Source organism: Brevibacterium permense (assembly GCF_013280495.1).
In the GTDB taxonomy this organism is placed as follows: Bacteria; Actinomycetota; Actinomycetes; order Actinomycetales; family Brevibacteriaceae; genus Brevibacterium; species Brevibacterium permense.
Map to the genome: position 1 here is coordinate 21,680 of NZ_JABSSX010000011.1, position 12,063 is coordinate 33,742.

The window sequence follows — 12,063 nt, forward strand, 5'->3', positions numbered from 1 at the left end:
TCGGTAGCGGCGGCTTTCGACGTCCTATCATCGGAGATAAGAAGTTTATAGCTCCCAGTAGTAGCTAATTTGACGGACCTGTGACGGACAAGCGGTCAGGACGACAACTGCGAAATAGTCGACTACGATGTGTTTGCTTCTCGCGGGACGAGCCAGCTCGAGATTGAAACGTTCTCGAGACACTACCGTCTTAACCTAGCTCAACTGGACGAGTTCTCGTTTAGCTGAGCATCTGACTCGGATGTCGGTGGTACGTCCTGGGCATCGGGCATAGATACTAAACGATCAAGACGTTTGAGCAGATCAGAACATCGAGAAATCGCAGTTTTGAGGGCATCTGCGAGAAGTTCTTCCTCTGTTTCTAATGACTGGTAGTCGGCTGTTTGGGAGGGTCGAGTGTCCTCTGCATGTTCGTCGATATTCGAGTTGAACAGGTCTCCCGCCGATCCGGGAAAATCAAACTGCCCTTTTACGAGACGATAGGAGCGGATGTGTTTCTGAAGACGTTGCAGCACGTCGTCCACCACAGTTCCACCAATTTCAGTAGCCGCAACTACCCAGGGCTCCTCGCGTTCTAAGGCTGCCCGACCGGCAAACGCGACAGCCATGCGCACCAGGTGCCCGAACTCCCGATCCATGTCCCCTGCCGCCTCGAGAACGGGGTAGTGCGAAAGGTCGTCGTTTGAGGGTAGGTCCCTGGCAGGAAAGGTACGGAAATGAGCCCACGGCGGCGGATCTGGTTCAAGCCGTGCAAGTGCTGCGAGGATTGGCTGAACGTACTCAAACGGGGTCCTAATAAAACGGCCCCCAGCCTTGTGCTCCCACAGCTTCAGGATGACCTCACGCGTCTCCCGCGCAAGATCCTGATCATCGGGCTGGGCCTCGGATCTGGTTATGAGATCCGCGATGTGGTGCGCCATCCATCGTCCGATAATATCGCTGTTGTCGAGTGCATTAGCTAGGCTTTTTCCGAGCTCGATGACCGGGTCGCTCTCACTGATCATGGATTCCCCCTGCAAGGTCTATGAGAAAGTATTTTGTGCGTGGTACTTGGCTTGGCTCATGCGCATCATTGCTGTTGACGTCGTGGGTACGATGCACGCTGGAATCGACGTATCGTCTAATCTGAATTTCGACGATTAGCCATCTGTTCCATTGCTGGAGTAATGCAGAGAGGCTCGATCGGTCGATGAGTATCTGGTGGCCGGTGTTGTTGTACGATCCAGTTCTGCCGTCGGAGTCGGCCCAGATGCTGGAAACCAAAACAATCCGCTCTTTCTCATCTCTCCAAACACGCATGTCTGCGTCTGGAATGAGCGCGGCGAGTTCTCTCACAGCAGTTGAAGGACGCGGTGGGGGATAGTGTGCACCCCTTGCCCGAGGGTCTAAAGAGTCGATACCTTCAGCGTAACCGCGCTCCTCGACCCAGCCAGTGAGCTCGAATCCGTCGACTGTCGATGTGAAATCACGATCTGCGGCCTCTGGAATACGGAAAGCGTTCACATCCGGTGCGGTTCGTAGCGCTCGTAATAGTGACCGCGCGGTGGCGGGTGCGACCAGGGCACTATTTACCTGGACTATCTCATTGCCACCGTAGTCGTGAAACGACCGATGAACAGAAATCGACAGACGTTCCGGCTCAGGTAGCAACTCGTCCCAGAACATAGTGTCGTTGACCTCACAAGGCCACGAGGGCCGGTAGGTGCGCGACGAGCCGACTGCATTCGACTCATCAATGACTTTCGCCTGGGGAGGAATCGGATCCGCTCGATCGGACAGCCATCTTCCGTCGGCACGTGTTAGGACATGATCGGAGAGAAAACGTGAGTACTCGGTCTCTCCAGTCTCTTCGTCCTCTTCATAAGTCTGCTTGACCGGAAGAATTTGGAGCAGGAGGCCAGCGACCTCGTATAGTCCTTGGACAGCCAGGTAAAAATCTAGGTCTTCTTCGGAGGGCCAATCAGACTTCATCGAATACGTATTTTGTGAGTAGAGTCGAAGTTCGTGTCGGGGGTCGTCTTTCGTTTGACCTCGAGATGTGACCCCCCAATGCTCGATGAGCACCTCACTGACGAGTCTCTCGATTGAAGCGCCGGTTAGGCCGAATGCTCGGCCCAAAGGCTCGCACCAGTATGCGCGGAAGTCAAAGAAGAAGTTGAACGGGGCTTCGACTGTGTCCTCGTTTGAACCCTCATCATTGCGGTTATTTCCCGCAGGTCGGGCGTCAGCGTAGTCATCAAGCGCATGATAGCTAGCGTCGCATTGCACTAGGTTGTATAACTCAGAAAATGAACCGACCTCGAGTCCGACGGATCTACTGGACCGGCGCACTACTTCCATCGGCCGACCTACGGTTTTCAGGTGTGAACTCGAGCCTAGTTCCGCGGGAATCATGTCCCTGCGTTGAAGACGAAGGACCACCTCGCTCGCCAGCGGGCTGATCACCGCATGAGGGGGACTCCCTAGCAGCTTCTGCAATAGCGGCGCGAACATCGCGACGCGATGTAATGACTGCTCTTCGAGCGAGGCTCGGGAAAGTGCAAAGACTAACCACTGCGTAGCGTGCTTCTCGTAAAATGGTAAGCGCTGGTCCCTGAACGCGGCTAAATTAGAATCGCCCATCGCCACTTCATGTAACCGTTTGGCAAGGTGCGAGGCTTCGACCGACAAGAGAAGACGGACGGCATGTGCTGCGAGCCACCTTGTCGCGGGCGAGGGGTCGCCGAGCGCGTTCCAGATCAGACAGGCAACTGCTGTTACGTCATCACAGTTTTCGGTTATGCCTTTCGGATGAATGCCATCGAACGAATGCGTAGGAGCCGTATCGTTAAACAGGCTGGCTGCGACGTCAAATATGCCGAGGCGTTCTACCGAGGTGAGGCGGGCGGTCAAATTCACGGCGAGTGCGAATGCCTCCTCTGGCTCGAACGACGTTCGATCCGCCAGAGCACGACTAGCGAATAGTCCATAATCAGTGTCCCGACCGGTGAGTGCTTGTAGGTGGGCGTTGTCGAGCGACCGATAGGACACCAAGAGATAGTCAGAACTGAGCCGGCCGAGCAGCTTGGTCAACGCGACATCTAGGGCGTTTTGTGCACTCATCGAGAGAGACGCGGATTCCAATCTCTCAAGCAACGTGGAGAGATGCCACACATCAACGGTCGGGCACTTTCCGAAGGCCTCGATGATTGGGGCGCTGAACCCGACCGACGCTAGGAAATCAAATAGAGCTTCTCTTTCGAAAAGCCTCTGAACTCGGTCGAGTGCCGTAGCCCAACCCTCGACCGAGGCGAAGTCGACGTCTACAAAGTTTGGGGACACGTGAGATACCTTGGAGCCTGGATTTTCGGGCGGTTCCCCAGCCACCTCGCAATGCAATAGTAGCGTGGGGTCGATGTCGTCGATGTTGTTCCTAGACGCACCGAGTATTTCGAGCGCACGGTCAAGTTCGACCTTCTGCGGTCGTTCGGTCCGCCAAAGCCGGAGCAAGGCCACAATTGTTGGTGCCGCCGGCAGCGTGGAAGATTTGAGAACTTCGGCGAGAGTGTCGATCGAGGGGCGTCGATTGCAGAAAGGCAACAAGGCAATTGTGAGGGCCGGGTCATCTACCAGCACGTTGGACGGTTCAATGCAGAACGGCTCGGCGAGACTGGTAATCGGTGCGACTCGCCTGTCCCTCCAACGTGAGGCTAACGCTAGCGCCTCGGGGACGCTCAGCCCGGCGGCGATCCGAATGACTCGCGCATGGTCGAGATAGTCGCCTAAGTACTCCTCTAGGTTTTCCGATATCTGTCCTACCCGGTACGCGCGACCGGGGTCGTCCTGGCCGGTCTCTCCCGTGAGTCTGGCGATTTCGAGGAACGCGTCGAACCGCGGCCAAACGTCGTCCCCGATAGCGTTGGCGACGTCGAGGCCTGCCTGAAAATGAACCTCGGCTTCGTGCCGCGACATCTGGTAGATCGCGCGTGCGAGGAGAACCAGGTCGTTTGCTTTTTCTCGTGCGTCTTCCCGCGCCGCACGCACGTCTGAGTGAACTTGTCGTGCTAGCTTCGTTGCCAGCTCGCTAAGCTCCTCTGTCGCTGATGTCCACTGAACTAGCAAGATCATTGTTGAGCGCCATAGACTTCTGCGGTTGCGTTCACAAAATGCGATGACTTCAGCGCTCGAAAGCTTTGTAGGGTATTCTGCAAGTACACTGAAAATAACCGACACAGCAATGTTCAATTGAACAAGGTCTGTCTGCTCGTCGTGGTACCGATACTTGTCGTCGTGATTCAGGAACGTTTTCGCTTTGTCGTAGAACTCTGAGAGTAGCTTAGAGCTCGGCTCTAGTTGCAACTCAATCCACAGATTTGCCCAACCCACTAGAGGCTCCACATTGGCTTCGTAAGCCTTCAATGACCTAGATGACTCGAAATGCTTACGATTGCGAGCTTTGGTGACGCCTGGGCCTTCGATCTCTGTGGCGGTGAGCTTTCGACCCTTTAGGCTAGCCTGTAGCGCGAACCCTAGAATTGGTTGCCAAATGTCTCGATGGTGCCACTCACCTGTCCGGTGGCCCAAATCGTCCGGCAAATAGAGGTCAAGGACTCTGAGGGCATCGTCTGTCGAGATCAACTGAGTGGCTAACGCGCGGGTAAGTAGCCAAATTACGGCAGTTAAGCCCTCATGAACTAGCTGATTGAAGGGTAGATTCCACACTTCGTCGGCTCGCTGGCTTGGCCGAACGGGCTTTGTTCTCTTCAACACCGGTTTGAGTAGATGCGAGACTATTTTGGCAGGCATAACCAAGTTTCGTTCTGCACACACTTGAGCGATGGCGAACTTTGTGTACTTTCCGCGGGCGCTGAGCGCCAGAGCCTCGAGGTCAGTCTCGCGGCCCGCGTCGGCTAGACGTCGTGCGACAAGCACGCCGACATCGAATGCGAGCGTTCGTGGTTTCCAGCGTCGAAGGTAGTCAATACACGTGGTGGGTCCCTCGGTATTGAGCAGGCCCCAAGCGATCTGCATGACGTCTTTGGCGCTTACGTGCGATTCCGTTTGGTCTCTCGCAGCTTGCTGTGTCCAGGCTCGAACCCAGGTCACGGAACTGCGAAGACGGTTCCTCGCTTGGTCGGACTGACCGGGCGCGCCGGCCAGCAGCGCGGCTTCGTACAATAGGTTCGAGCCCGGCCACTCGCTCATGACAGCGCGCGTGGCTACAAGTTGTTCAAGTACTCGAGGATCGAGAAACTGAGCGGACAGGTCGGTATTATCGCAAATGAGTTGGAGCCGCCTAGTTCTGCCCGCTGTGAGTTCGCCGAGACGAAGTGCCAGTTGGGCTGCGGCGGAGACGTGGTCACCGCGTAGAGCTGCGCTGAGCGCGAACTTCGTCCGCTGTTGCGAAATCTCTCGCCGCTGGAGCTCATTTCGCTGGTCAAGTGGAAGTTTGTTGTCAGGTAATGCTCTGTCCGAAAGCGCGAGTTGTACCAGTTCGTCGAACCGGTTCGCCTCGAAAAGTAGGGCCGGGAGCGATGCTGCAACGTACGCGTCGCTATCGGCGAGGGGCATAAGTCGCGTCAGGAGCTCGTCGAGTTGTCCACCTGTGGGACGATAGTGTTCGCGAAACCAGGACTCGATTGGTTCATCGCGGAACTGGACCGTCCCGCTATCGATTAGGAGGGGCCGACCCAGGTCTGTGACAAAACTGAGGACGAGGGACTCATCGATCCCTGACAGTCCAGCAAGAACGCTGACCGGAATCATCGGCCGAAGAGATGCCAGACCAACACAAATCTGGTCGATTTCGGGGGCGCTATTGTGGTAGCTGTCGCGGACTTCGGCTATCTGGCGTTCGATGATGGAGTCGAGGGCAGAGTCAGCGGAGACAGGATTAGACGCTAGCCAGTCAAGCGCTTCTTGAGTGGTGGTGGTCGCTTCTAGCACGGTGGCCTGGACCCTGGGGTTATGACTTGTGCGAGAGTGGAATTCGGCGGCATCTGCCTCTGACGAGCCGGGGAAGGCTTGCTCGAGGTGTGCTCGAGTCTCCGCGAGATCGAACCCTTCGAGTCGTACTTCCAAATGTTGCGGCGGTAGTTCCAGCCGGTCACGCCTCTCGGTGCGGCACGTGACGACTAGCCTTACGTTTGGAGGGAGTTTTTCACGCAGCAGGCCAATGATGAACGAACGTTCCCCCTCATCAGCGCCCATCATCACGGCGTTGTCGGCCGCATCAATCACAATGGTAAGTAGTGCGTGTGGTGATTTCGTTGCGATGGTTGTGGCTGCAGTTTCGAGCCGGCAGAGGAAGGCGCGCGCATAATCAGCGTCATCTGCTGTCGCCGAAGGGACAAGCGGATCGCACAGGGTTCGAGCAGATAGCTCGTTAGACAATTGCACTAGGCCCTGCTTGGCCCGATGGCGTGCGGCACTGGGGCGCCTATACGAACCGTTTCCGAAGCAGTCGTAGATGAGTGCCTCGCTACCAGATGGACCGAACTCACGGAGCGCCATAGACAGGACGCTCTTACCCACTCCGCCCGGGCCGTGTATAACAAGGGGTCTACCCTCCGCTGCGCGTACCGACTCAGCGATTTGGGCAAATTGGCGTCTGGCCAGTGTTGAGGCAGGAACTTCAATGAGGTTTGGTGCAGGCAGCAACTGGTCTTCTGATGTTTTCAGCGCGGCAAGAACATCTTCGCGGTAAACCGCGGGCTGCTCGCCAGTGATGGACGTTGCACGGCTGGAGATCATCTCTTTCAATAACAGTGCTTGGTCACCTGGCGCGCCAGGGAGCAATCCGGCGACCCGGGTCTCCAGTAGGTAACGTAGCCTCAATAACGTGGGTGCCTGAAGGTCTACATCCAATTGGTTGACGAGGTGAATAATGTCGTTGGGGGACAGAAGATCGGCCAATTTCTGGCGCACTGAGTTAGCGACTATTGATTCCCTACCGCGTCTGAGGTCGTCGACTACATCCCGAGCCGACTCACTAACCGGGCGGTTGGAGATAAATTCGAACCTGACCCGATTTAGGGCGGTTGGATGGCGAGCCTGGAGTGTGCGGTACTTTTTCGCGAAGCCGACGAGTGTTTTAGACAGGTACGAGAAGGTCCAGGGGGCATCCGGCCTTGTTGTGGAATGTTTGAATTGTCGGTAGATGATTTTGTTGGCTTCGTCGATGTCGTTTGAGCCCCAGTACTCAGCGAGATCAATTACTTCGTCGCCCGTCCCTGCTGAGGAGCAGTCAGAATCAGTGCGATCCGGCTCGCCCTTCGTGGGATGTTCGCTTGGATCGACCGCTTCAACGTAAAGGGCGGTGAGTCCGGAATTTGCGTCGAGCAAACGTAGCGCCTGGCGCGCCGCCCATGTGTAGTGGAACTGGTCTCCATCCCGGCTCGGTCGGACATCTGCAGGCGAAGTCATAGTGGCCTGAACCGTGCCAGATAAGTCAGGGTAAGTCTCACTTTGCTAACACCGCCAGTCGAATTAGAAATACTCAGAGACCAGTGCCTCCATCAAATAAGAGTATATCCAGTTGCGGAGACAAGGTAACGTCTTGTCAAGGAGCTGTGTAGTGTAATCTTCGGTTGAGGAATTTTACTCCTTAGTAGCTCGCGTGAAAGTCGGGGAGCGGCAGAAGACTGTCAGAGCAGCCTACAGCGGTTAAGGTGGGCGCATGGTGCCTACAGCGCCGCGAACACCGAGAATCAACCTCGACGAGCTTGCCCAGGGCTACCTCGGCGATATCGGTCCAGAGGAGTTCCTCGAAGGGATGGAGTTCACTGACCTCAACCTCGCCGAGGCGGACGCCACCCAAGCAACGTTCCTCGACTGCCGATGGTCAAACGTCAATTACGGTGACGCCGAGGCGCCGATCGACCTCACCGGAGCCCGGATCTCCGGCACGGAGTTCACGGACTGCCGCGCCGACGTGTGGACTATGCCCCGTGGAAATCTGTTGCACACGCAGATCAGCGGCACCAGAATCGGGGCTGGCGTTGTCTATGACAGCGTGTGGGAGAAGGTGCGATTCACCAATTGCCGCATCTCGTATCTCAACCTGCGTGGGTCGAAGCTCACCGATGTCGAGTTCCGCGACTGCAAGATCGATGAGGTCGACCTCGACCGAGCGAAAGTCAGCCGGGTCGCATTTCCGGGCAGCAGCGTCGGGGTCTTCCAATGCGAAGGAGCCACCCTCGGCAACGTCGACATCCGGGGACTGGAACCGCGCAAGATCTCCGGCGTGCACTCTCTGCGCGGAGCGACCATCGACGACACCCAGCTCATGATCTTCGCCGAACTCTTCGCCTCAGAACTCGGCATCACCGTGGAGTGAGCACGGGAGCTTACTAGCGGAGTAGCACGGTCTCTGACCAGGTGAGACACCTATTGCGCAGATCACGCTTCGGTGAAAGACTCACAGCATCGCGGCATTCGCCCGCAGCGAGTCCGCGTTCTCACTTTCGAATCGACGGAGGATGCGCAAGATGGCCAAAGAAATTCTCGTTTCACTCGGTATCGACATCGATGCGGTGTCAGGCTGGCTCGGTTCCTACGGTGGGGAGGACTCTCCCTCGGACATTCAGCGGGGCATCTTCGCCGGCGAAATCGGAGTTCCCCGGCTCCTGAAGATGCTCAAACGCCGCGACCTCAAGGCAAGCTGGTTCATCCCCGGACATTCGCTCGAGACCTTCCCGGACCAATGCAAGATGGTGCACGACGACGGACATGAGATCGGCGCCCACGGCTACAGCCATGAGAACCCCGTCGCCATGACGAACCGTCAGGAAGACATCGTGATGGAGAAGTCCGTCGAGCTCATCACGAACCTCACCGGCAGCCAGCCACGCGGCTACGTCGCCCCATGGTGGGAGCTGAGCGCATACACACCTGAGCTGCTGAAGAAGTTCGGTTTCGAATACGACCACAGCCAGAGCCACAAGGATTTCGTGCCGTACTACTCCATCGCCGGCGACGAATGGACGCCGATCGACTATTCGCAGTCGCCGGAAACGTGGATGAAGCCGCTCAAACACGGCAAGGAGATCGACCTCGTCGAGATCGCCGCGAACTGGTACGTCGATGACTTGCCGCCGATGCTGTTCGTGAAGAGCAGCCCGAACAGCCACGGCTTCGTCAAACCCCGCGATATCGAGACCTTGTGGCGCGACCAGTTCGATTGGGTCTACCGCGAACTCGACTATGCGATCTTTCCGATTACGATCCACCCGGACGTGTCCGGCCGCCCGCAGGTGCTGCTCATGCTCGAACGTCTGCTGGACTACATCGGCGGGCACGACGGGGTGAAGATCGTGACCATGGGCGAGATCGCTGATGACTTCCGGGCACGCTATCCGTTCGAGTCACCTGAGCGTCCACCAGCGTACTGATAACACTGGTCAGCAATTGGCAACCGTCGTCGGTACCTCGGTGGAGCGGGCCGATAGCCCCGTGAAGACGCATGGAAAGAAGGTCGGGATGAGAGTTGCCGGAATCGACCTCGCAGCCGAGGCGGACCGCACTGGCCTCGCCATACTCAACGTTGGCGAGCGGGAATCGCTCAACACGCAAATGACAATTGACGAACTTCTCCTCGGCGCTGATGATCATGCGATTCGGAATGCAATCACTCAGGCAGGTCGGACAGGTATCGATGTGCCTCTTGGCTGGCCACAGAAGTTCGTCGAGTTCGTGTCCGACCACGCCAGTGGAAATCTGTCCGCGCCGGTGACCACCGACCGCGAATGGAGACGGGAGCTGGCGCTGAGGGAGACTGATCGGTCCATCCAACGCTGCACCGGTGTCTGGCCATTGAGCGTGGCCACTGAGCGGATTGCTTATGCGGCAATGCGCTGGGCCGGTATTGAGGCACACCTGAGGGCAGAGGGCGTCTCAGTCGCCCGAGACGGGTCAGGTGTCGTCTATGAGGTCTATCCTGCGGCAGCGCTGAAAGCGTGGGGCCTGCAACATCGTGGTTACAAAGGGCAGAAGAACTCTGAAGTCCGGCACCAATTGGTTGACGACCTGTCCGCGAAATTTCCCAACTTGGAGTGGAATGGGCACAGAGACCTCTGCGTCGCCGATGACAATGCGCTGGACGCAGTGCTGGCCGCCATCATCGCACTGGAAGCCTATCTGGGCAGATGCGAGCCGGCTCCCGCTGAATTGAAGTCGAGTGCGCGAAGAGAAGGTTGGATCTGGGTTCCTCGAAATGATTGACCTGGCTAGTCTTCGTTCGCTAACCCCTCGGGACTGTCCAGAGCAGTGAATCGATCGGCCGGTCCCGGAGTACAGCCTTCACGATCTCTCCGAGGGATCCCCGCGCGCACAGCGTGGAGATCCCCAGCAGAATCGTGAAGATACGTGACCGCGGCATTCAATCAGTTGCTCGACCCAGGCCGGATGCGTCGCCGCAAACAGTGCTTCACCGCTGTCCCAGCTCGTCGATGAGCACGCGCTTGTTCTCCGAGTAGTCGATCGGCACGACCACGACGTGCACACCGCCGGCATCGAACGCATTCTCCAAGGCGTCGCTGATGCTGTCGACATCCTCGACGCGGGTGCCGGTGGCCCCATAGGACTCCGCGTACTTCACGAAATCCGGGTTGCCGTAGGTCAGCCCGAAGTCGGGGAATCCGTCCGCGGCCTGCTTCCACCGGATCATGCCGTAGGCATTGTCCTCGAGGATGACCACAACAAGATCGAGGCCCAACCGCACAGCGGTCTCCAGCTCCTGGCTGTTCATCATGAACCCGCCGTCGCCGACCACGGCCATGACCCGACGCTCCGGATAGGTCAGCTTCGCCCCGATCGCCGAGGGCAGCCCGGCGCCCATCGTCGCCAGAGCATTGTCGAGCAGCAGTGTGTTCGCCCTGGTCGTGCGGTAGTTGCGGGCGAACCAGATCTTGTACATTCCGTTGTCCAGGGCCACGATCCCATCGGTCGGCACGACGTCACGGACCTCCTGGACGATCCGCTGCGGGATGAACCGATCCTCATCGGCTCCCTCGTGGATCTTGATGAGGATCTCATCGCGCATCGGCAGGAGCGCCTCGGCGGTGGGTACGGGACCGCCGAGCGCCTCGGCGAGCTTATCCAGGGACGGACCCAGGTCACCGATGACCTCGAACTGCGGGAAATACACCTGCTCGACGATGGCGGGACGGTACCCGATGTGGACGACGGTCGGCCCGGTCTCATCCATCGTGAACGGCGGCTTCTCGGTCGTATCGTGACCGATGGTGACGATGACGTCGGCGGCATCGATCGCGTCGTGCACGTAGTCACCGGACGTCAGGGCCGCCGTGCCCATGTACAGATCCGACGACCCCGACACCGACCCCTTGCCCATCTGCGTGGTGACGTAGGGGATGCGCATCTCGGCGACGAAACGCGACAGCTCCTCACTGCAGGAGGCCCGGGAAGCATCCGCACCGAGCATGAGCAGCGGGTTCTTCGCCTCCTTGATGACATTCGCGGCGTTCGCAATCGCCGTATCCCCGGCGACGGGACGACCGTTCGTATGCGGTTCGATGAGCTCGAACCCTTCGACCGGCATTCCGGCGATGTCCTCGGGCAGCTCGAGGTGCACCGGTCCCGGACGCTCGGCCTGAGCGGCACGGAACGCCTCCCTGACCATCGTCGGAATCATCGCCGCCGAGGTGATCTGCTTGCTCACCTTCGTCAGCGGATCCATCGTCGCCACCGTGTTGACCATCTGGAACGCCGCCTGCTCGGCCGTGCGGATGCCCTTCTGACCGGTGATCATGATGACCGGCATCCCGCCGAGGTGGGCGTACGCGGCCCCGGTCGCCAGGTTGAGCGCGCCCGGCCCCAAGGTCGTGAGCACCACACCGGGCTTGCCCGTCAGCCGACCGTAGGTCGCGGCCATGAACGCGGCAGCCTGCTCATGCCGGGTGAGGATGAGTTCGATCGATGAGTTCCGCAGGGAGTCGACGAAGTCGAGGTTCTCCTCACCGGGAATGCCGAAGATCCGCTCGACGCCCTCGTTCTCCAGGGCCCTGACCATGACATCTGATGCACGTTGTGTCGTCATGTGCCCGACCCTACGCCTCACGCGGT

6 protein-coding genes are annotated in these 12,063 nt (G+C 58.3%); 3 read left to right on the forward strand and 3 right to left on the reverse strand.

The genetic code is table 11. From position 1 onward, the window contains the following. Positions 1 to 200: 200 nt before the first annotated feature. Both HK353_RS13530 and HK353_RS13535 read right to left on the reverse strand, forming a co-directional pair. On the reverse strand, positions 201 to 1,004 hold the full coding sequence (locus HK353_RS13530; RefSeq protein WP_173156930.1) for a hypothetical protein: 804 nt from the start codon (positions 1,002 to 1,004) through the stop codon (positions 201 to 203). Then, a complete protein-coding gene (locus tag HK353_RS13535) occupies positions 994 to 7,404 on the reverse strand; it encodes a P-loop domain-containing protein (RefSeq protein ID WP_173156932.1) in 6,411 nt (2,136 codons plus the stop codon). Before HK353_RS13535 ends, HK353_RS13530 begins: the two co-directional genes overlap by 11 nt. 253 nt (positions 7,405 to 7,657) lie before the next feature. On the opposite strand from HK353_RS13535, the gene HK353_RS13540 reads away from it, so the two are divergent. The 3 genes from HK353_RS13540 to HK353_RS13550 all read left to right on the forward strand — a co-directional run bounded on the left by HK353_RS13540 (position 7,658) and on the right by HK353_RS13550 (position 10,200). Next, complete coding sequence (locus HK353_RS13540) at positions 7,658 to 8,317, forward strand: pentapeptide repeat-containing protein (RefSeq protein WP_173156934.1); 660 nt, start codon at positions 7,658 to 7,660, stop codon at positions 8,315 to 8,317. A gap of 151 nt (positions 8,318 to 8,468) precedes the next feature. Continuing rightward, entirely contained in the window at positions 8,469 to 9,371 is a 903-nt protein-coding gene (locus tag HK353_RS13545) for a polysaccharide deacetylase family protein (RefSeq protein WP_173156936.1), read from the forward strand. 16 nt (positions 9,372 to 9,387) lie between these two features. Then, positions 9,388 to 10,200, forward strand: coding sequence for a DUF429 domain-containing protein (locus tag HK353_RS13550; protein ID WP_245396018.1), 813 nt, complete (start codon positions 9,388 to 9,390; stop codon positions 10,198 to 10,200). A gap of 205 nt (positions 10,201 to 10,405) precedes the next feature. On the opposite strand, the gene HK353_RS13555 is transcribed toward HK353_RS13550, so the two are convergent. Beyond that, the gene (locus HK353_RS13555) at positions 10,406 to 12,037 is read right to left on the reverse strand and encodes an acetolactate synthase large subunit (RefSeq protein ID WP_173156938.1); all 1,632 of its coding nucleotides are present in this window, start codon (positions 12,035 to 12,037) and stop codon (positions 10,406 to 10,408) included. Positions 12,038 to 12,063 lie beyond the last annotated feature (26 nt).

Excerpts from the sequence above, each read along its gene's own strand:
- HK353_RS13535 (WP_173156932.1), bottom strand. The coding sequence starts at position 7,404 with ATGACTTCGCCTGCAGATGTCCGACCGAGCCGGGATGGAGACCAGTTC.
- HK353_RS13545 (WP_173156936.1), top strand. The coding sequence starts at position 8,469 with ATGGCCAAAGAAATTCTCGTTTCACTCGGTATCGACATCGATGCGGTG.
- HK353_RS13530 (WP_173156930.1), bottom strand. The coding sequence starts at position 1,004 with ATGATCAGTGAGAGCGACCCGGTCATCGAGCTCGGAAAAAGCCTAGCT.
- HK353_RS13540 (WP_173156934.1), top strand. The coding sequence starts at position 7,658 with ATGGTGCCTACAGCGCCGCGAACACCGAGAATCAACCTCGACGAGCTT.
- HK353_RS13555 (WP_173156938.1), bottom strand. The coding sequence starts at position 12,037 with ATGACGACACAACGTGCATCAGATGTCATGGTCAGGGCCCTGGAGAAC.